The organism is Streptomyces hoynatensis (assembly GCF_003626535.1).
GTDB classification, from domain to species: Bacteria; Actinomycetota; Actinomycetes; order Streptomycetales; family Streptomycetaceae; genus Streptomyces; species Streptomyces hoynatensis.
In genome coordinates this window covers 36,994-56,344 of record NZ_RBAL01000019.1, presented here as the reverse complement: position 1 = coordinate 56,344, position 19,351 = coordinate 36,994, and the positions used below count along the sequence as shown (strand labels likewise).

The window sequence follows — 19,351 nt, the reverse complement described above, 5'->3', positions numbered from 1 at the left end:
TGGCACGAAAGGGGCAGACGATGCGAACCATCTGGAAAGGGGCTATTTCCTTCGGTCTGGTCACCATTCCCGTCAAGGTCTTCAGCGCCACCGAGAACCACTCGGTCTCCTTCCGGCAGATCCACACCGCCGACGAGGGCCGCATCCGCTACCGCAAGGTCTGCGAGCTCGACGGCGAGGAGGTGCCGGGCGAGGAGATCGGCAAGGGGTACGTGACGGCCGACGGCGCGCTGGTCCAGGTCACCGACGAGGACCTGGACGCCCTGCCGCTGCCGAGCGCGCGGACCGTGGAGATCCTCGGCTTCCTGCCCATCGGCAGCATCGACCCCTACCAGCTCGACCGCTCCTACTACCTCGCCCCCGAGACCGGCGCCGCCAAGCCCTACGTGCTGCTCCGGGAGGCGCTGCGGCGCGCGGACAAGGGGGCGATCGCCAAGCTGGCGATGCGTGGCCGCGAGACGCTCGCCCTGATCAGGGCGCTGCCGGGGGAGCGCCGCGGCGGCGAGGCCGGCGAGGACCGCGGGGACGGGGGCGAGGAGGTGCTGGGCATGCACACCCTGCTGTGGCCGGACGAGATCAGGCCCGCGGCCGGCGTCGCGCCCACCGAGCGGGTCACCGTCCGGGAGGCCGAACTCGACCTCGCGGACACCCTGATGGAGACGCTGGGCCCGGTGGACATGTCCGAGCTGCACGACGAGTACCGCAACGCCGTCGAGGCCCTGGTCGACGCGAAGCTCTCCGGCGCCGCACCCGCGCGGCCGGGGCGGGAGCCGGCCGGGGGCCGCGTGGTCGACCTGATGGCGGCCCTGGAGGACAGCGTGCGCGGGGCCAGGCGCGGGCGCGGCGAGGAGGGCGAGCCGGGGGAGGAGGCGACCGTGACCCCCTTCAAGAAGAGCGGGCCGCAGGCCGGAAAGCGGCCGGCGCGCAAGGAGGCGGCCAAGAAGACGCAGCCGCGGAAGGCGGCGAAGAAGACCACCGGGGCGCGGGGGGACGAGACCGCGCGCAAGGCCACCGGGAAGACCGCAGGGAAGCAGGCGGCGAAGAAGGCCGCCCAGAAGAAAACCGCCCAGAAGAAAACCGCCCAGAAGAAGGCCGCCCAGAAGAAGGCGGTGGGGCGCAAACGTGCCTCATGAGGCGTACCGGTAGAACCCCGCGCCGGTCTTGCGCCCCAGGTGCCCCGCGGACACCATCCGCGAGAGCAGGGGAGGGGGCGCGTACAGCGGCTCCTTGTACTCCTGGTACATCGACTCCGCGATCGAGGCGAGCGTGTCGAGCCCGATCAGGTCGGCCAGCCGCAGCGGGCCGAGCGGATGGGCGCAGCCCAGCTCCATCCCCTTGTCGATGTCGTCCAGGCCCGCCGCCCCCGACTCCAGCATCCGGATCGCGGACAGCAGGTAGGGCACGAGCAGGGCGTTCACCACGAAGCCGGAACGATCGGGGGCGCGGATCGCGTGCTTGCCCAGCACCCCGGTGACCAGCGCCTCGACCCGCGCGATCGTCTCATCCGCGGTGGTCAGCGCGGGCACCAGCTCGACGAGCCGCTGCACCTGGGCCGGGTTGAAGAAGTGGATGCCGATCACCTGGCCGGGGCGTGAGGTGGCCACGGCCAGGTTGACCAGCGGGATCGCGGAGGTGTTGGAGGCCAGGACCGCGTCGGCCCGGGCGACCACCTGGTCGAGCACCTGGAAGATCTCGGTCTTCACCTGCTCGTTCTCGACCACCGCCTCGATCACCAGGTCGCGGTCGGCGAACTCCCCGAGGTCCGTGGTGAACCGCAGCCGGTCGAGGGCCGCGTCGCGCTCCTCCTCGGTGATCTTGCCGCGCTCGGCGGCCACCCCCAGCGAGTTCGCCAGGCGGGTCCGGCCGAGTTCCAGGGCCTCGCCCGTGGTCTCGGCGACCACCACGTCCAGGCCGGCCCGGGCACACACCTCGGCGATGCCGGCGCCCATCTGCCCGCAGCCCACCACGCCCACGCGCTCCACGCCCGCCGCGTGGACCGCCGCGGGACCCGTCACACGGTCGGTCACCGGCCGCCCCTTCCCTGCTCGTGCCTGTGCCCCGACGTTACCCCGGCCCAGGCGGCCGCAGGCGGCCGGGGAGGACCGGGCGGCGCGGCCCTCCCCGGCCGTGGCTCAGCCCGTCCCGCAGGCCGAGCCGTTCACCGTGAAGCCGCCGGGCGTGCCGCTGCCGGGACCGGTGGCCAGGAAGCCCACGGAGACCGAGGAGCCGGGCGGGATCGACGCATTCCAGGCGGCCGGGGTGACGGTGACCGCGGCGCCGCTCTGCGTGAAGCTCCCGTTCCACATCTGGCTGATGTGCTGGGCCCCGGGGAACGTCCAGGCCAGCTGCCAGTCGCCGAGCGTCGCGGTCCCGGTGTTGCGCACCGTCACCTCGCCCTGGAAGCCGTCCTGCCACTGGTTGGTGACCCGGTAGTCGACCGCGCAGGCACCCTGGGCCGGCGGATCGCCGTCATCGCCGCCGTCGTCGCCTCCGTCACCTCCGTCACCGTCGTCCCCGCCGTCGTCGCCCCCGTCACCTCCGCCGGTCTCGCTGGTGTCGCCGTAGATCACGCCGCGGCCGTTGGTGCTGACGTACACCCGGCCGAACACCCGCGGGTCGCCGGTGATGGCCGCCCCGGTCCACGCCCACTGGTGCTCGTCGTCGTTGATCCGCACCCAGGTGCCGCCCGCGTCCACGGAGCGGTAGATCCCGCGGGTGCCGTCGACCACGCCGCTGCTGTAGAGGGTCTGGTACGAGGAGCCGGAGGCCGCCTTGCCGAAGCCGATGGTGTCGGCCTCGATCCCCTCCACCTCGGCGAACGTCGCGCCGCCGTCCGTGGAGTGCCACAGGCCGCCGCCCGCGAGCCACACGTCGCCCTCCGCGCCGGGGACGGCGGCGAACCGCACGTCGCCGGTCGGCAGCCCGCCGGCCGAGGAGGCGCGGAACGTCGCGCCGCCGTCGGTGCTGACGTAGAAGGTGCCCTGATGGAAGCCGTAGAAGGTGTTCGGGTCCACCCGGTCCGCCTCGACCCTGGCCCCCTGCGGGATGCCCTGGGACGCCGTCCATGAGCTGCCGAAGCCGACCGAGTAGTACACGCCGGTGTTCTCCGGCGCCCACACGTAGCGGCTGCCGTCGGCCGCGGCCGCCACCGTGCCGCCGTGCGCCCCGCCGGGCGGGGTGCTGCTGAACCAGTTGGCGCCGTTGTCGGTGGAGAAGGTGATCGTCGGCTCGGTGCTGTCGCCGACCTGGTTACCGACGCGGACCACGTCGTTCGGCGCGAGTTCCGCGAAGTCCAGGCTCGTGGTGCTGCCGAAGGTCGGGAAGTTGCTCTCCGGCACCTCGGCGAGGTCGGTGTGCCGGAAGCCGCCGATGTCGCCGAGGCCGCTGAGCAGCGAGGCCCCGCTCGGCGGACTGGCCAGGTCGAGGACCGCCGTCTCCTCCAGGCCGTCGACGAACGGGCGGATGGTGAAGGTCTGGTCGCTGTCCCAGTTCGTCAGCTCGGTGGTGCCGTACAGGGTGGCGCCGGTGCCGTACAGCAGCCGGTCGGAGTCGAAGGGGTCGATCTCCATCGCCTCGGTCATCCAGCCGAGCTTGGGGGCCTGCTCCGGCGGCTGTGGATTGGCGCCGAGGTCGAGCCAGGGCACCGAGGAGATGTCCATCGTGAAGCGGTTGTCGCGGTTGGGATAGCCGGCCCAGTCCCAGCTCCTGGTCCAGGTCTCGCCGCTGTCGGTGGAGCGGAAGATCTGCGTGTCCGGCCACCAGGAGCTGTAGCCGGTGACCATCACCGTCCCCGGGTGCTGCCGGTCGACCGTCAGGCCGCTGAAGCCGAAGTACCGGTCGCTGCCCGAGGGGACCGGGGAGATGTCCGTCCAGGTCCCGGTCCCGGTGTCAAGCCGCCAGACCTCGCCGTCCGTGCCGTCGTACGGGCCCTCGTTGTCGCTCGTGGCCACGTACAGGTCGCCGGTCTCCTCGTCGAGGACACCCTTGTGCGGCAGGAAGCCCGTCGGCTGCCCCGGCACCGCCTCCCAGGTCGCGCCGCCGTCGGTCGAGCGGTAGATGCCCTCGCCGAGGTCGGCCACGCCCGCGTAGAGCGTCCGCGTGGGGCTGCCCGGCGTTCCCGAGTCCGGGTCGAAGGTCACCCAGGAGACGCCGATGATGTCGCTCTGGTAGCCCGTCGAGTCCGAGGGGTCGGGCACGTAGTCGCCCGGGTTGGGGAAGGAGGCGACCTCCGACCAGGTCGCGCCCGCGTCGGTGCTGCGCCACAGGCCGTGGCCGCTCGGGGCGCCGAAGTACAGCACGTCGTTGTCGTTGGGGTCCACGACGAGGCGCTCGCCCATGCCGCGGCCCGGCATGTTTCCGCCGAGCTTGAAGGGCAGTTCGGTGGTCTGCCAGGTCTCGCCGCGGTCGGAGGAGCGCAGGATCGCGCCGTTCTCCGGGTCCCAGTCGTTGGTGTAACTGCCCACGGCGGCATAGACGTTGTCCGGGTCGACCGGGTCCGTGGCGATCGAGGCGACGCCGGTGTGGCCCCAGTCGTCCCAGCCGACGTGGTCGAGGATCGGTATCCAGCGCCCGCCGGACTCGTCCCAGCGGTAGGCGCCGCCGATGTCCGTCCTGGCGTAGATCAGGCCGGGCTCCGTCCGGTTGAAGACGATGCCGGGTATGAAGCCGCCGCCGCCGATGGCGGCGTTCTGCCATGTGTAGTCCTCGGCGGCCGTGGTGGCGGCCGTGGCCGCGGCGCGCACCGCCGGCGGGTCGGCCTGGGCGGCGGACACGCTCGCGGTGAGCAGGCCGCCCGTCAGTGCCAAGCCCGCCAGCAAGGCGGTGGCAGGTCTCCCTCTGCGCACGCTGGCGCTCCTCTCCGTACTCGACCGCCGGCAAGGGCGGTTGGGGGTGGCGAAACGGTGGAACACGGGTGGGAGCGCTCCCAATTCGCGCGTGCCGATGATGCTAACTGTCGAATGTTGTTCGCATAAGGGTGTGTCACGAGGGGTATTGCCGCAGAGATTTGGCCACCCTTGACCGCAATCGGTCGGGGAATCGGCCGGGTCATGCCTGTGTGGCGGGGCCGCCGGTCCTCGCCGAAGACGCCGCCTCCCGCCCGGGAGGCGGCGGCGCGATCGCCGTGCCCGCCTGCCGGGCGCGGCGGGAGCCGGGCCCACAGTCGGACTGCAAGGGGGCAGTACATGGGACGAATCACGCGGCGGGACCTGGGCGTCGGGACGGTGGGCTCGCTCGCCGGCCTGCTGACGCTGCGTCAGGCGAGCGTGGCGGCCGCGGACCAGCGGCGCGCCGGGCCGCACCCCGGCGCGCACGCGGGCGGCCGGGCGCGCACGCAGGTGCGCGGCATGTGGATCGCCACGGTGGCGAACGTCGACTGGCCGAGCGCGCCCGGCCGTTCCCCCGCCGATGCGAAGGCGGAGCTGAGGGCCCTGTTCGACGCGGCGGCCGGCTGGCGGCTGAACACCGTGTTCTTCCAGGTGCGCCCGACGGCCGACGCGCTGTGGCCCTCGCGCTTCGAGCCCTGGTCGCAGTGGCTGACCGGAACCCAGGGGCGCGACCCCGGCTGGGACCCGCTGGACTTCGCCGTGCGGGAGGCACACGCGCGCGGCCTGCGGCTGCACGCGTGGTTCAACCCGTACCGGATCTCGCTCCAGGACGATCCGGAACTGCTGGCCCAGGGGCATCCGGCGCGCCGGCACCCGGAGTGGGTGGTGCCCTACGGCGGCAAGCTGTACTACAACCCGGGCATTCCCGAGGTGCGCGCCTTCGTGCAGGACGCGATGGCCGACGCGGTGGCGCGCTACGAGATCGACGGCGTGCACTGGGACGACTACTTCTACCCGTACCCGGTGGCGGGCCAGGAGTTCGACGATGCGGCGGCCTTCGCCGAGTGGGGCGGGGAGTTCGCCGACCGGGCCGCCTGGCGGCGCAACAACGTGGACCTGCTGGTGCGCGAGATGGCGGGCCGGGTGCGCGGGGAACGGCCGGGAATCCCCTTCGGGATCAGCCCGTTCGCCGTCTGGCGCAACCGGGCCACCGATCCGCTCGGCTCGGACACGCGGGCGGGCGTGCAGACCTACGACGACCTGTACGCCGACACCAGGAAGTGGGTCAGGCGCGGCTGGATCGACTACGTCCTGCCGCAGGTCTACTGGAACATCGGCTTCGAGGCGGCCGACTACGCCGAACTCGTCCGGTGGTGGTCGGACGTCGCCAGGGGCACGGGCGTCGAGGTGTACATCGGGGAGGCGATGTACAAGGTGGGGGACCCGGCGCAGCCCGAGGCGTGGCAGGACCCGGCCGAGCTCTCGCGCCACCTCACGCTGTGCGCCGGGTACCCGGAGGTCCGCGGGAACGTCTTCTACTCGGCGACGCAGGTCGTCGCCGACCCGCTCGGCGCGATGAGCCGCGTGTACGAGGACCACTACCGGCGCGGCGCGTAGCCGGCCCCGCGGAGGCCCGTGCGCCGTCGTGCGCCGTCGTGCGCCGCCTGCCCGCGGCCTGCGGCGGACGGCGCACGCCGCGATGGTGCGGCGTGCGCCGGCGCGCGCTGGCTCTGTGCTGTTTCTGTGCTGGTTCTGTGCTGGTCTGCGCTGGTCTGGGGCTGCGCGTGCCGCGGGCGGGTGGAGTGCCGGGCCGGTCAGGTGCGTTGCCCGGCGCGGGCGCGGCGGCCGAGGACCACCAGGCCGCCGGCCAGCGCGAGGGCCGCGAGCACCCCGGCGAACGTGGTGGCGCCGGCGGTCAGCCCGGTCGCGTCGCTGAGGTAGCCGGCCGCCACCGGCAGGGTTCCGGCCGGCAGGTAGCCGCCGACGTTGAGGGCGGCGTTGGCCTCGGCCAGGCGGGCCCGCGGCACCGTGGAGTTGAGCAGCGAAAGGCCGCCGAGCTGCCCCATGCCCTGGCCGGCCCCCGCGAGGGCCGCGGCGGCCAGGAGCGCGGCGACCGAGGAGGCGCACACCGCCCAGACCAGCGCGGCGGCGCCCGCGAGGGTGCTCGCCGCCCCGGCGAGGAGGATGGCGTGCGGGCGCAGCCGCCGCACCAGGAACTGGGCGGCGGTGGCGACGAGGAACATCAGGAAGGCCATGCCGCCGGCGAGGGCCCGGCTGTCCGAGTGGAGCAGGCCGGACAGCAGCGAGGGGCCGAGCGAGAGAACGAACGAGGTGGCGGTGATGCCCGGGCCGAACACCGCGATTCCCAGGGCGAGTTCGGTGCGGTTCTCGCGTGGTGCCCGGGGCGGCCGCAGCCAGGGCCCGCGCCGTGGCCCCGCCGGCCGGCCGATCGGCAGGCGCAGCACGACGACCACGGCCGTGGCCAGCGCGACGGCCTCGACGGCGAAGACCGGGACGATCGGCGCGGACAGGGTCTCGGAGAGCACCCCGGACAGGAGGGGCCCGAGGCCGGCGCCTAGGACCATCGCGCAGGAGGCGAGCAGGGCGCCGAGGCGCGCCCGGCTCGCCCCCGCGCCTCCCGCACCGTCCGCCGTGCCGGTCGCGGCGGCCACGTCCGTCACGGCGGCCATGCCCGCGGAAACCGCGGCGCCCACGGCGAGGCCGGTGAAGAAGCGGGCGATTATCAGTGCGGTCACCGACTCCGCGGTGGCGAAGATCAGGCAGGCCGCCAGCGCGAGGCCGAGCGCGGGCAGCAGCACCGGCTTGCGGCCGAGCCGGTCGGAGACGACGCCGGAGACCAGCAGCGAGCCCAGCAGGCCCAGGATGTAGCAGGCGAAGATCACCGTCAGCGTGCCCCGGGAGAAGCCGATGTCCTCCTGCCACAGCACGTAGAGCGGGGTGGGGGAGTTCGACAGCACGAAGACCGCGGTCACCGGCCATGCGGCGAGCCACACCCACCAGAGGGGAGGGGCCTGCTTCCGTGGCGCGCCGGGCGCCGGTGCGGGGGACTGCGCGCGGGGGCGTGCGCCGGCCGGCGCGAGGCCGCCGGCCCGCCCTCCCTGCGCGGGGGGCGGGGAGCCTGGGGTGGTTCGGGTGCGATGCACGGGCGTTCCCTTCGCCGCTCTAATACGAGAAAAGTCGAACTAGGTTCGAGGGGAACATAGCATGCTGTACGATAGAACTCGTACTAGCGGGGGTCGAGGTGAAGGAGCCGCCTGTCATGCCGTCGATCGCGCGCACCGAGCCGGCCGTCGTGGAGCTGCCCGAGCCGCCTGGGCTCCCCGGGCCGCTTCCGGAGCCGCGGGTGGAGGACCTGAGGCTGGAGATCGTCCTCGGCGCCCTGAGTGATCCGCTGCGGCTGACCGTCGTGCGGAAACTGCTGCTGGAGCGCGAGGAGTTCGACCACCCCTGCGGCTGGTTCGGGTTCGACCGCCCGAAGTCGACGCTCACCCACCACTTCAAGGCCCTGCGCGAGGCGGGCCTCATCAGGCAGCGGCAGTACGGCCTCGAACGCCGCAGCCACGTGCGCGTCGACGACCTGGAGGCCCGCTTCCCCGGCCTGCTCGCCCTCGTCGCGGCCTGGACGCCGCGGGAGGGCTGAGCCGGGGGGCGACGGCGCACCTGGTTCCTGTGTCCTCGCGGCGGCGCGGCGCGGCGTGGTGCGGTGTGGCGGCATGTGGGGGCCCGGCGCCGGGGTCCCGCGGGTCCTCGCCGGCCGTCTCGATCCGGTCCTCGTCCGGGCTTCGGCCGGTCCTCGTCCGGTCCTCGGCCGGGCTTCGCTGCCGAGGCGCGGGCGGGGCGTGGAGCGGCGGCGCGTTCCCCGCGCCGGGTGACGTCGGGTGACGTCGAGTCGCGGCGGGTGACGGCGGGTCGGGGCGGGCGGGGGTGGCCGCCGGGCTCATCAGCGCGGGCCGCGCAGGCCGTTCAGCAGCAGCGAGGTCAGGGTGTCCACGATCTCCTCGTCGGGCGCGGCGGGCGTCTTCGAGGTGAGGACCGCGTAGGCCAGCATCGACAGCATCCCGCCTATCGCCGCCGCCACCAGCTCGGGCTCGCCCGGCAGCTGCCTGCCCTCCTCGCGCAGGTACTCCAGGTGGTCGCGGATCATGCTCGTGTTCTCCGCCAGGCTGCGCCAGGCCGCCCCGGTGCCAGGGCCGCGGGCCACCGCCGACTCGAACAGGGCGATCGTCACCGGGAGGTTCTCCCGCATGACCTGCCAGGCGATCTCCAGGTGCGTGTGCAGCTGTGCCTCGTCGGTCAGGTCGTGTTCGCGGGGGTGATCCCGCTCGTGGATGTGCTCGTGCGCCTGTCCGTGCATGTCGCCGAGCAGCTCGGCCAGCAGGGCCTCCTTGTCCGTGAAGTGGTCGTAGAAGGAGCCCGTCGCGCGGCCCGCCGCCCGCGTGATGTCGGTGATCTTCGTGTTCAGGTAGCCGCGCTCCACGAACGTGCGGCGCGCCGCCTCCATGAGGGCGGCCCTCGTCTCGGCGGCCTTCTCCTTCCGCACGCCCATCCGCAGAACCTCCCTTGACGCCCGGCTTCGGGAGTCAGCATACTGAGGGAGATTCGGTGAATGCAGATTCAGTGAGCTATGATTCGGTGAAAGCGGGTTCGGTGGTGGGCCGGACCGGAGGGGAAGGGCGTGGACATGAGGGTCGTCGTGGTGGGTGGCGGAGTCGCGGGTGCCGCGAGCGCGGTGGCGCTGCGCAGGATCGGCGCCGAGGTGACGGTGTACGAGGCCTACGAGGACCCGGCGGGCCCCGTCGGCTCCTTCGTGAGCCTCGCGGTGAACGCGCTGCGCGGCCTTGACGCCCTCGGCTGCCTGCCCGCCGTCCAGCGGGCCGGGTTCCCCGTGGAGCGGCAGCGCATGTGGTCCGGCGGGGGCAAGCTGCTCGGCGACGTGCCCCGCGGCCGCCCGGAGGGGGAGCCGCTGCGCAGCGTCACCCTGCTGCGGGCCGATCTCGTCCGGGTGCTGCGGGCCGAGGCGCGGCGTGCGGGCGCGCGGATCGTCACCGGCAGGCGCCTGACCTCCTTCACCGGGGAGCCCACGGCCGGGGCCGACCTGCTGATCGGGGCCGACGGCCTGTGGTCCGCGGTGCGGCGTGCCGTCGACCCGGCGGCCCCCGAGCCGGCCTACGCCGGCCTGTACGGCGTGGCAGGCGTCTCCCGGGAGGCCCCGGGGCAGGCGCCCGCCGAGAGCGCGTTCCACATGATCTTCGGCAGGCGTGGGGCGTTCATCCACCTGCCCCGGCCCGACGGGACGGTCTGGTGGTCGGCGCAGATCGCCGCCGCGGCCCCGCCGCCGGACCTCGCCGAGGTGGACGCGGCGAGACTGGCGGCCCTCTTCCGCACCGAGGAGCGCGCCGTCGAGGTGCTGCGGGCCGCCGAGGGGAAGCTGACCTCCACGCTCTTCCACGTGCTGCCCCGGCTGCCGCGGCGGTACCGCGGGCGGATGGTGCTGATAGGCGACGCCGCGCACCCCGTGGGCGCGGGGCAGGGCGCGGCGATGGCGATCGAGGACGCCGTGGTGCTGGCCCGGCAGCTGCACCGCACGGGCGAGGTGGCGGCGGCCCTGGCCGCCTGGGACCAGGAGCGCGAGGCGCGCCTGGGCAAGATGGCGAGGGCCGCCGCCAGAAACCGGGAGGCGAAGACGGCCGGGCCCCTCGCCTCCCGCCTGCGGAATCTCGTGATGCCCGTCGTCTTCCCACGCGTCTACCCGCGCGCCACCGGCTGGCTCTACGCGCACGAGCTCGGCGAGCTGCCCGCCGCGGACGCGGAGGGGGCGCGGGGATGACCGCCGGCGCGGGGCCGGCCGAGGGGGAGGCTACCGGCGCGGCCAACGCCGCTTGCCGCGCTCCACCACCGAGTCGGGGCCGGGGGAGAGGACCTTCTCGGTTCCGTCGGAGGAGCGCACCCGGTAGGGCGGCTCCCCGTCGCGTCCGAGGACCTCCACGATCTCGCTGACCTGGTCGTTCTGTCCCACGGTCCTGCCGTGGGTCACCACGCGGTCGCCCGTCTTGGCCTGCATCAGGAGTGCCCTCCTGTCCCTCTCGCCGTTGTGTCCTGCCCGCCTCGGGTACCCGTTTTTCCCCGCCTGCCTCGCGCCGGGCCGCCGCGTTTCCGGGGACCTCGGGGACTTCCGGGAAGGGGTCCTGGGCGCAGGCGGGAGTGCCGGGAGGGAGGGATGGGGCGCCGGGGCCTTGGGTCCGGGGTTTCCCCCGGACGTCCGCAGGGCGTGCGGTGGGGCCGGGAAACCCACGCGGGTTTTACGTCCGTGTAGTGGTGTGGCAATTCGAGTCCTCGTACGATCCCGCCATGCTGGTCACGCTCGTCGCCGCCGCACGGAGTTCCACGCTCCTCGACGCACGTTTCGGTGATGACCGCCCCCTCGACACCGCGGGCTGGCAGGCCCTCGAACGCGCGATCCCGGCCTTGTTGCCGCTCGCCGCGGCCGATCTGCGGTACTGCTCGCCCACGCCCTGCAGCCGGCAGACCGGCGACGCGATCGGCCTGTCCCCGCTGTCCCAACTGGCCCTGCGCGACTGTGACATGGGCCGCTGGCGGGGCCTGACCCTGCAGGAGGTGGCGGCCAGGGAGCCCGCCGCGGTGGACGCCTGGCTGGCCGACCCGCGTTCGGCGCCGCACGGCGGGGAGCCGCTGCTGTCCTTCGTGACACGGGTCGGGGGCTGGCTGGACACCAGGCCCATCGAGGGGGACGGCCGGGTGGTCGCCGTCACCGAGCCCTCGGTGATCCGCGCGGCCATGCTGTACGCCCTCAAGGCGCCGCCGCAGTCGTACTGGCGGACGGAGGTGTACCCGCTGTCCGTGGTCACCCTCAGCGGCGGCCCCGGACGCTGGAGCCTGCGGCTCGGCTGAGCGCGGCGGAGGCCGCGGCTATCGTGGGCGGATGACCGGATCAGCTGTCGACGGTGGGCGCGAGCGGCGCGGCGTCGACGACCAGGGGCACGCCGGCCCCGGGGACGAGGGGTGCCCGGGGGACGCCGGGGTGGCGAGGGCTGCGGCCCTGGCCGGTGCGGAGGTGGTGCGCGCCGGATACGGTCAGCGGCTCGGCCGTGTCGACAAGGGCGCGGGGGACTTCGCCACCACCGCGGACGTCGAGGCCGAGCGGGCGATCCTCGCCGTCCTTCGCGCCGCCAGGCCCGACGACGCCGTGCTCGGCGAGGAGGGCGGGCGGCGTGGCCCCGCAGGTGCCGTCCGCGAATGGCTGGTGGACCCCCTGTGCGGGACGCTGAACTACGCGGCAGGCACCCCGCTGGTGGCCGTCAACGTGGCACTGCGCGGCGGGGCGGCGGCCGTGGCGGACCCGTTCGCCGGCGAGGTCTTCCTCACCGACGGCGCGACCGCGCAGGTGCGGGGTGCGGGGGGCGGCGCGCGGCTGGTGCCCAGCGCCGCGACCGGCCTCGTGGACCTCAATCTGGACCCCCCGTTCCCGAGCGCGCCGGGTTTTCGGGCGGCGGACCTCGCGGCCCGTCCCGGGTTCGCCGAGCGGTTCCGGCCGCGGGTCCTCTCCACGACGCTGGCCCTGGCCTGGGTCGCGGCCGGGCGGCGCGCCGCATACGTCACCGACGGGGACGGCCTGAGCGAGAGCGTGCACTTCGCCGCGGGCGTCGCCCTGTGCCGGGCCGCCGGCTGTGTGGTCACCGGGCTCGACGGCGCCCCCGCCGGGCCGGGCTCCCGCGGGCTCGTCGCCGCCGCCGACGCGCAGACCCACCGGCTGCTGATGTCGCTGATTCGCGGTCCCGGCCGAGCCTGAGGGCCCAGGACCCGCCCCGGACCCCGTGCCACTGCCCCTGTCGCCGTCCCCGTGCCCCTCTCCCGTCCGCCGGGCCGTGGCCGCGTGCGTGGGTGGCCCGGCCCGCGGGTACGGTGCGCCCGCCCGCCGCGTTCTTCCACGGGTGCCGGGGGAGGGGGCGCGGGCCTGCGGGCGCGGTCAGGGTTCGCGGGGGGTGGGGGAAGGGGCGGCGGGTTCGGGCGCCGGCGCTCCGGCGTCCCCGGCGCTGCCGGCGTAGAGGGCGGCGATCGCGGCGGCGGCCGCGGCGAGTTCGGCGCGGGCCCAGGCCGGTTCCAGCACCTCCACGGCGGTTCCGAACTGGAGCAGCTGGCGCAGCGCCCCCGGCGCCTCGTAGGCGAGTGCGACCTCGGCCCACTCGCCCTCCCCGGCCGCCCCCTCCGGACCCGCGGTACGCCCGGCGTCCGTCTGCCCGGCGTCCGTCTGCCCGGCGTCCGTCTGCCCGGCGTCCGTCTGCCCGGCGTCCGTCTGCCCGGCGTCCGTCTGCCCGGCGTCCGTCTGCCCGGCGTCCGCCTGCCCGGCGTCCGCCTGGACGGCGCTTCCGCTGATCCGCAGGAACATGCCGAGCCGCTCGCGCCGCACCCGCACGGTGACCCGCACCGGCAGGGGCCGTTCCTCGACCTCCCGGCGCACCACCTCCCAAGCGTCGGCCAGTTCGACGCCCGGCCGGCGCCGCGCCGGTTCCGCGGTGAGGGTGGCCTGGGCCACCCGGTCCGCGCGGAACAGCCGCGGCGTGCCGCGCAGGTCGGCGACGAGGTACCACACCCCGGCCTTGGCCACCAGCCCGTACGGATCGACGGTGTACGTCCGGGGCCGGCCGATGCCGCCGTGCCGGTAGCGCAGGCGCAGTCGCCGGTCGCCGAGGGCCGCCTCGTGCAGCGCGCCGAGTTCCGCCGCGGCGACCGGCGGGGACAGCCAGCGACCCGGGTCCACGAGGATGCGCCTGCTGGTCAGCTCCGCCGTCGGCCGGTGGGCCGCGGGCAGCGCCGCCATCACCTTGCGCAGCGCCGAGCCGAACGCTCCCTCAAGGCCGAGGGCCGCGTGTGCGCCCTGGGCGGCCAGCACGAACAGCGCCCGCGCCTCGTCCGAGGTGAGCCCGGTGACATCGGTCCTGAAGCCGGGCAGCAGCGCGATCCCGCCGTGCCGCCCGCGTTCCGCGTACACCGGCACACCCGCCGCGGACAGCGAGTCGACATCGCGATAAATCGTCCGGACCGAGACCTCCAGGCGTTCGGCCAGCTCCGCCGCGCGCACCCGCCCCCGCGCCTGCAGGAGCAGGAGGATCGACAGCAGCCGGTCCGACTTCACGAGGTACCCGCCCCCCTCCTCCTTGTCTCTCCCGCTGTCTCTCCCGCTGTCTCTCCCGCTCTGTCGCGGGCCGCTCCGCGCAGCCGCCCCGGGGTTTCCGGTCTCGCCGCAGATAACGTGACGGCGCCTGTCATGTTAAGGCGGCAGGCTTCTCTCGCTCCCCGCCGGGGAGGCCGCCCCGCCGGACCGTGGCCGGGCGGGCCACGGCGGCGCGGGGCCGAAACGAGAAGAAGCAGCGAAAGGGCCAGCAGATGAACGACGCCGTGAACGCCCTGCGCACCAAGGTGCGCGGCGCCGTCCTCCTCCCCGGCGAGGAGGGCTACGACCGGGAGCGGGCCGCGTTCAACACGGCACTCGACCACCGCCCCGCCCTGATCGTCGGGGCCGCAGAGGCCGCGGACGTCCGCGAGGCCGTGGCCTTCGCCGGGTGCTGCGGCCTGCCCGTCGCCGTCCGCGGCACCGGGCACGGCGCCTCGGTGCCCGCCGACGGCGGCCTGCTGATCACCACCGCGCGCCTGAAGGGAGTGCGGGTCGACGCGCGGAAGGCGACCGCCCACGTCGCCGCGGGAAGCCGCTGGGAGGAGGTGACCGCGGCCGCCGCCGCGGCGGGGCTGGCCCCGCTCAGCGGCTCCGCCCCCTTCGTCGGCGTCACCGGCTACCTGCTGGGCGGCGGGCTCCCGCTGCTCGGGCGCACCTTCGGCTGGGCCGCCGACCGGATCAGGGCGATCGAGGTGGTCACCGCCGACGGGGTGCTGCGCCGGGTCTCCGCCCACGAGGAGCCGGAACTGTTCTGGGCGCTGCGCGGCGGGCGCGACAACTTCGGCGTGGTCACCGCCCTGGAGATCGAGCTTCTTCGGCTGCGCGAAGTCTGGGGCGGCGGCCTGTACTTCGACGCCGAACGCCCCGGGGAGGCCGCCCGCCTGCTCACCGCCTACCTGCGCTGGACCAGGACCGTCCCCGAGGAGATGAACTCCTCCCTCGCCCTGGTGCCCTTCCCCGCCGCACCCGCCGTGCCGGAACCGCTGCGCGGCAGGTACGCCGCGCACCTCCGCATCGCCTGCGTCTCGGACGCGCGGACGGCCGAGCGGCTGGTGGCCCCGCTGCGCGCGCTGGGCGAGCCGCTGCTCGGCGGCCTGGGACCCGTGCCCGTCACCGAAACCGGCCGCATCCACGCCGAGCCCTCGCGCCCGATGCCGTGGCACGGCGACAACGCCATGCTGGACGACCTCGACGAGGAGGACGCGCGCCTCCTGGCCGAGACGGCAGGCCCGGCCGCACCGGCCCGGTGCGTTGTCGAGATCCGCCACCTCGGCGGGGCCCTCGCCCGCAGGCCGCGGGACGCGGCTCCGGCCGGCCACCGCGCGGCGCGTTACCTGCTCGGCGGGCTGGTCAGGCTCGGCGCGCCGGACGCCGAGGCGGCAGGCAAGGTGGGGCAAAGCCTCTTCGAGGCGCTCGCCCCGCGCACCCTGGGGCGTTTCGCGAACTTCCTCGGCCACGGGCCCCAGGCCGCCCCGGAGCAGGTCGCCACCGCCTACGAGCCGGGAGACCTGCGGCGCCTCGCGGAGCTGAAGGCGGTCTGGGACCCGGCCAACCTCTTCCGCCTCAACCACAACATCCCGCCCACCGGATGAACCGGCCGCCGCCTCGCCACGAGCGGGTGAAATGGGATGGCGGGGCCCCGGGCGGTGGTGAAGAGTACCGACTATGGGAGATCTTGAGACGATACGGGCCAGAGTGCGGCAGGAGATCAGGGAGGCCGCGGCCGACCCGCCGCGCGCGGCGCGCCTGGCCAGGTCGCAGTCGGCCGAGGGCACCTGGCCCGACATCGACTACGCCGACGGGGAAGGCGCCGAGTACCCGCCGCTCGAGCACCTGTCCCGCGCGCTGTGCCTGGCCTGCTCCGCGCCCTACCTCGCGGAGGGGCTGGCGGCGCTGGCCGCGTGGAGCCACCTCGCCCCGCGCAGCGACAACTGGTGGTTCAACGAGATCGGCGCGCCCCGGCTGGCCGGCGACGCCCTGCTCCTGCTGCGCGAGGGACTCGGCACGGAGGAACGCGCCGCGTGGGGCACGTGGCTGGCGCAGACGGCGGGTTCGACGGAGATGACCGGCCAGAACCTGGTCTGGAGCCAGTCCATCGTGCTGCGCCGCGGCCTCCTGGTGGACGACGGAGAGCTGGTCGCCTCGGCGGTCCGGCGGATGTCCGAGGTCCTCACCCTCACCGAACGCGAGGGAATCCAGAGCGACTTCAGCTTCCACCAGCACGGCGCGCAGCTGTACTCGGGCGGCTACGGCGCCTCCCTGACCGCCGACCTCGCGCGCTGGGTGCACGCGGTGCACGGCACGGACTGGGCCTTCGGGGAGGAGGAGGTCGCGCTGTTCACCGACTTCCTCCTGGAAGGCCAGCAGTGGGCGGTGCACGGCGGCGGCTTCGACTTCACCACGATGGGCCGCGAGATCACCCGCGCCCCCGCGCACCGGGCCTGGCCGGTGCTGCGCCCGGTGCTCGCGAAGCTGCTGGCCCTCGGCGCCCCCCGCCGCGCGGAACTGGCCGCCTTCGACGCCCGCCTGGCCGCGGCCGAGGCCGCCGCGGACGGCGCCGGCGCCGGGGCCGCGCCGCCGCCGCTGACCGGCACCCGCTACTACCCGCGCTCCGACTACCTCGTGCACCGGCGCCCCGCCTGGTCCCTGACGGTGCGGATGTCCTCCACCAGGACGGCCCCCACCGAGAGCATGAACGGCGAGAACCTCCGCGGCAGGCACCTGGGCGACGGGGTCGCGGCGATCCGCCTCGGCGACGAGCCCGAGGACGGGTACCGCGGCGTCATCCCGCTGTGGGACTGGGCCCGGCTGCCCGGCGTCACCGCGGAGCTGCCGCCCAGCCCCGAGGCGCTCTTCCCGCGCCCCAACGGGACGCACGGCGCCTCGCCCGACGTCGCCGGCTGGACCGACGGCCGGCACGGCATCGCGGTCATGCGGCTGGCCGGCACCGATCGGTTCGAGGACGGCTGGAAGGCGTGGTTCTGCTTCGAGGACGCGTTCGTGGCCCTCGGCGCCTGCATCAGCGCCCCCGAGGCCGAGCACCCCGTCGCCACCACCGTCGACCAGCGGCTCGCCGTGGGCCCGCCCCTCGTCGAGGGGCGGCGTTACGCCCATCACGGCCGGATCGGCTATGTGCCGCTCGGCGAGCAGGACCCGGTGCGCGCCGCGGTCGAGCGGCGCACCGGCAGGTGGTCGGACCTCACCACCACCGGCTCGGCCGAGCCGCTGTCCGCGGAGGTGTTCACCTTCGGCTTCGACCACGGCCACCGGCCCGAGGGCGCCGCCTACGCCTGCCTGGTCCTCCCGGACACCGACGCCGCGGCCACCGCGGAGCGGGCCGCCGCCCCCGGGTTCACCGTCCTGTCCAACGACGCGGCGGCGCAGTCCGTGCGCTGCGAGCGCACCGGCGTCACGCTCACCGCGCGGCACGACGGCAGGCAGGTGGTGCTCGGCAAGGAGGGCTGAACCGGGCCGGGAGGCGCGGGCGGGCGGCGGCCGTGGCCGGGCGTCACCTCCGCGGCAGGGATCCGATCACAGCGGGAGGGCGACCTCCACCGTGCACAGCGGGTCCGCGCGGAAGGGGGCGAGCCGCTCGGCGGGGGCCGAGGCGTCGGTGATCAGCGTCCAGGGCCGGTCGAACGTGGCCCACCAGTGCGAGTCGGCGCGGCCCAGCTTCGCCGCGTCGGCCAGCACGTAGATCTCCCGGGAGCGGTCGATCATCAGCTGCTTCAGCGCGGTCTGCTCGGGCCGCGCCTCGCACAGCCCGCGCCCGGCCACCACCCCGTCGGCGCCGAGGAAGACGGCGTCCGCGGTCAGCCTGGCCACCGCGGACTCCGCCAGCGGGCCCACCATGCCCAGGCTCAGCGGCCGCACCGTGCCGCCGAGCACGATCAGCTCGATGCCGGGCACCCCGGCCAGTATGTTGATCGAGGTCAGCCCCGGGGTCGCCACCGTCAGCCCCCCGCGCGCCGCCAGGCGCGCCGCCAGCGCCCCCACCGTCGTTCCCGCGTCGAGCAGCACCAGCCGGCAGTCGGCGGCGTGGCACTCGGCGGCCCTGGCGATGGCCGCCTTCTCCCGGGCCGCCAGCTTCTCCCGCTCGCCCAGGGACTGTTCCTCGGGCGGGGCGGAGGACAGCGCGCCGCCGTAGGTGCGCACCACGGCGCCCGAGGCCGAGAGACGGGCCAGATCCCGCCGGATCGTCGACTCGGACACCCCGTAGCGCGCGGCGAGTTCGGCCACCGCGACCGGGCGGACCTGCAACAGGTCCCTTATCTCGCTGCGCCGCGCGGAGGCGTTCACCCGCGGCTCCCCCCCGGTGCCAGCTCCACGGCCTGGCGCAGCGCCTCGACCATGCTCGCCTCGTCGGCCTTGCCGGTGCCCGCGATGTCGAAGGCGGTGCCGTGGTCCACGCTCGTCCTGATCACCGGCAGGCCCACGGTGATGTTCACCCCGGCGTCCAGGCCGAGCACCTTCACCGGGCCGTGCCCCTGGTCGTGATACATCGCGACCACCAGGTCGAAGTCGCCGCGGACCGCGCGGAAGAACACCGTGTCCGCCGGCAGCGGGCCCTGCGCGTCGATGCCCGCCGCGCGCGCCGCCGCCACGCCCGGCACCACCTTGGACTCCTCCTCGCCGTGCCCGAACAGGCCGTTCTCGCCGGCGTGCGGGTTGATGCCGCACACCGCGATCCTGGGCCGCTCCAGGCCGGCCGCCACCAGGGTCTCGTGCCCGCGCCTGATGGTGCGCTCCACCAGGCCGGGCTCGATCCGCGCCACGGCGTCGACCAGGCCGATGTGCGTGGTGACGTGGATGACCCGCAGCCTGGGCGCGGACAGCAGCATCGACACCTCCTCGGTGCCGGTCAGCCGGGCGAGCAGCTCGGTGTGCCCGGGGAACTTGTGGCCCGCGGCGTGCAGCGCCTCCTTGTTGAGCGGCGCGGTGCAGATCGCCGCGACGCGCCCCTCCGAGGCCAGCCTGGTGGCCTCGGCGACGTACTGGTAGGCGCCCTCGCCCGCCACCGGAGACAGCCTGCCGAAGGGCAGGTCCTCCGGGATGTTCGCCAGGTCGACGCAGTCGACGGTGCCCGGCTGCCAGGCGGCCTCCTCGGGGGAGCGGACCGCGTGGATGCCGAGCCGCACGCCGCACAGCGCCGCCGCGCGCCGCAGCCTGGCCGCGTCGCCCACCACCAGGGGGCGGAACGGCAGGTCGGCCGCGGCGCCGGCCAGGGCCTTGACGATGACCTCGGGGCCTACTCCCGCGGCGTCTCCCATGGTGAGGGCGACGACGGGGCGGGGGGTGGATGCGGACATGGGGC

16 protein-coding genes are annotated in these 19,351 nt (G+C 74.9%); 8 read left to right on the top strand and 8 right to left on the bottom strand.

Translation table 11 applies throughout. From position 1 onward, the window contains the following. The first annotated feature begins 20 nt into the window (after nt 1–20). Nucleotides 21–1,133, top strand: coding sequence for a non-homologous end joining protein Ku (ku, locus tag D7294_RS25270; protein ID WP_120683673.1), 1,113 nt, complete (start codon nt 21–23; stop codon nt 1,131–1,133). Here the strand turns inward: ku and D7294_RS25265 are convergent. Continuing rightward, on the bottom strand, nt 1,128–2,027 hold the full coding sequence (locus tag D7294_RS25265) for a 3-hydroxybutyryl-CoA dehydrogenase (RefSeq protein ID WP_277751115.1): 900 nt from the start codon (nt 2,025–2,027) through the stop codon (nt 1,128–1,130). The genes ku and D7294_RS25265 overlap by 6 nt on opposite strands. A 105-nt stretch (nt 2,028–2,132) precedes the next feature. After that, nucleotides 2,133–4,844, bottom strand: coding sequence for a cellulose binding domain-containing protein (locus D7294_RS25260; RefSeq protein WP_120683669.1), 2,712 nt, complete (start codon nt 4,842–4,844; stop codon nt 2,133–2,135). Nucleotides 4,845–5,183: 339 nt separating this feature from the next. On the opposite strand from D7294_RS25260, the gene D7294_RS25255 reads away from it, so the two are divergent. Next, on the top strand, nt 5,184–6,443 hold the full coding sequence (locus D7294_RS25255; RefSeq protein ID WP_120683667.1) for a glycoside hydrolase family 10-like protein: 1,260 nt from the start codon (nt 5,184–5,186) through the stop codon (nt 6,441–6,443). A 197-nt stretch (nt 6,444–6,640) separates the two neighbouring features. On the opposite strand, the gene D7294_RS25250 is transcribed toward D7294_RS25255, so the two are convergent. Further along, nucleotides 6,641–7,840, bottom strand: coding sequence for an MFS transporter (locus tag D7294_RS25250; RefSeq protein ID WP_338325694.1), 1,200 nt, complete (start codon nt 7,838–7,840; stop codon nt 6,641–6,643). A gap of 266 nt (nt 7,841–8,106) precedes the next feature. Between D7294_RS25250 and D7294_RS25245 the strand changes: the two genes are divergently transcribed. Beyond that, a complete protein-coding gene (locus D7294_RS25245; protein WP_120683665.1) occupies nt 8,107–8,487 on the top strand; it encodes an ArsR/SmtB family transcription factor in 381 nt (126 codons plus the stop codon). A 300-nt stretch (nt 8,488–8,787) separates the two neighbouring features. Here the strand turns inward: D7294_RS25245 and D7294_RS25240 are convergent, their stop codons facing one another. Further along, complete coding sequence (locus tag D7294_RS25240) at nt 8,788–9,393, bottom strand: TetR/AcrR family transcriptional regulator (protein WP_120683663.1); 606 nt, start codon at nt 9,391–9,393, stop codon at nt 8,788–8,790. Nucleotides 9,394–9,528: 135 nt separating this feature from the next. Between D7294_RS25240 and D7294_RS25235 the strand changes: the two genes are divergently transcribed. After that, nucleotides 9,529–10,674, top strand: coding sequence for an FAD-dependent oxidoreductase (locus tag D7294_RS25235; protein ID WP_120683800.1), 1,146 nt, complete (start codon nt 9,529–9,531; stop codon nt 10,672–10,674). Nucleotides 10,675–10,704: 30 nt separating this feature from the next. On the opposite strand, the gene D7294_RS25230 is transcribed toward D7294_RS25235, so the two are convergent. Continuing rightward, nucleotides 10,705–10,908, bottom strand: a complete 204-nt coding sequence (locus D7294_RS25230; RefSeq protein ID WP_120683661.1) for a DUF1918 domain-containing protein — start codon at nt 10,906–10,908, stop codon at nt 10,705–10,707. Nucleotides 10,909–11,195: 287 nt separating this feature from the next. Between D7294_RS25230 and D7294_RS25225 the strand changes: the two genes are divergently transcribed. Then, nucleotides 11,196–11,756 carry a histidine phosphatase family protein gene (locus D7294_RS25225; protein ID WP_120683798.1) on the top strand — a complete coding sequence of 187 codons (561 nt, stop codon included), beginning with the start codon at nt 11,196–11,198 and terminating at the stop codon, nt 11,754–11,756. Between the two features lie 31 nt (nt 11,757–11,787). Next, nucleotides 11,788–12,654 carry an inositol monophosphatase family protein gene (locus D7294_RS25220; RefSeq protein WP_120683659.1) on the top strand — a complete coding sequence of 289 codons (867 nt, stop codon included), beginning with the start codon at nt 11,788–11,790 and terminating at the stop codon, nt 12,652–12,654. A 177-nt stretch (nt 12,655–12,831) separates the two neighbouring features. Here D7294_RS25220 and D7294_RS25215 read toward each other — a convergent pair whose 3' ends face one another. Beyond that, on the bottom strand, nt 12,832–13,998 hold the full coding sequence (locus D7294_RS25215) for a helix-turn-helix transcriptional regulator (protein WP_120683657.1): 1,167 nt from the start codon (nt 13,996–13,998) through the stop codon (nt 12,832–12,834). Nucleotides 13,999–14,249: 251 nt separating this feature from the next. Here D7294_RS25215 and D7294_RS25210 point away from each other — a divergent pair, with 251 nt between their 5' ends. Further along, complete coding sequence (locus D7294_RS25210) at nt 14,250–15,629, top strand: FAD-binding oxidoreductase (RefSeq protein WP_120683796.1); 1,380 nt, start codon at nt 14,250–14,252, stop codon at nt 15,627–15,629. A gap of 73 nt (nt 15,630–15,702) precedes the next feature. After that, a complete protein-coding gene (locus tag D7294_RS25205) occupies nt 15,703–17,502 on the top strand; it encodes a polysaccharide lyase family 8 super-sandwich domain-containing protein (RefSeq protein ID WP_120683655.1) in 1,800 nt (599 codons plus the stop codon). A 66-nt stretch (nt 17,503–17,568) separates the two neighbouring features. Here D7294_RS25205 and D7294_RS25200 read toward each other — a convergent pair whose 3' ends face one another. Together D7294_RS25200 and pdxA are read right to left on the bottom strand one after the other, a co-directional pair. Continuing rightward, complete coding sequence (locus tag D7294_RS25200; RefSeq protein WP_120683653.1) at nt 17,569–18,336, bottom strand: DeoR/GlpR family DNA-binding transcription regulator; 768 nt, start codon at nt 18,334–18,336, stop codon at nt 17,569–17,571. Further along, nucleotides 18,333–19,346: a 4-hydroxythreonine-4-phosphate dehydrogenase PdxA gene (gene pdxA / locus D7294_RS25195; protein WP_120683651.1), complete on the bottom strand. Its 1,014-nt coding sequence runs from the start codon at nt 19,344–19,346 to the stop codon at nt 18,333–18,335. Before pdxA ends, D7294_RS25200 begins: the two co-directional genes overlap by 4 nt. Nucleotides 19,347–19,351: the final 5 nt, after the last annotated feature.

Excerpts from the sequence above, each read along its gene's own strand:
- ku (WP_120683673.1), top strand. The coding sequence starts at position 21 with ATGCGAACCATCTGGAAAGGGGCTATTTCCTTCGGTCTGGTCACCATT.
- D7294_RS25255 (WP_120683667.1), top strand. The coding sequence starts at position 5,184 with ATGGGACGAATCACGCGGCGGGACCTGGGCGTCGGGACGGTGGGCTCG.
- D7294_RS25245 (WP_120683665.1), top strand. The coding sequence starts at position 8,107 with ATGCCGTCGATCGCGCGCACCGAGCCGGCCGTCGTGGAGCTGCCCGAG.
- D7294_RS25240 (WP_120683663.1), bottom strand. The coding sequence starts at position 9,393 with ATGGGCGTGCGGAAGGAGAAGGCCGCCGAGACGAGGGCCGCCCTCATG.
- D7294_RS25235 (WP_120683800.1), top strand. The coding sequence starts at position 9,529 with ATGAGGGTCGTCGTGGTGGGTGGCGGAGTCGCGGGTGCCGCGAGCGCG.
- D7294_RS25230 (WP_120683661.1), bottom strand. The coding sequence starts at position 10,908 with ATGCAGGCCAAGACGGGCGACCGCGTGGTGACCCACGGCAGGACCGTG.
- D7294_RS25225 (WP_120683798.1), top strand. The coding sequence starts at position 11,196 with ATGCTGGTCACGCTCGTCGCCGCCGCACGGAGTTCCACGCTCCTCGAC.
- D7294_RS25220 (WP_120683659.1), top strand. The coding sequence starts at position 11,788 with ATGACCGGATCAGCTGTCGACGGTGGGCGCGAGCGGCGCGGCGTCGAC.
- D7294_RS25210 (WP_120683796.1), top strand. The coding sequence starts at position 14,250 with ATGAACGACGCCGTGAACGCCCTGCGCACCAAGGTGCGCGGCGCCGTC.
- D7294_RS25205 (WP_120683655.1), top strand. The coding sequence starts at position 15,703 with ATGGGAGATCTTGAGACGATACGGGCCAGAGTGCGGCAGGAGATCAGG.
- pdxA (WP_120683651.1), bottom strand. The coding sequence starts at position 19,346 with ATGTCCGCATCCACCCCCCGCCCCGTCGTCGCCCTCACCATGGGAGAC.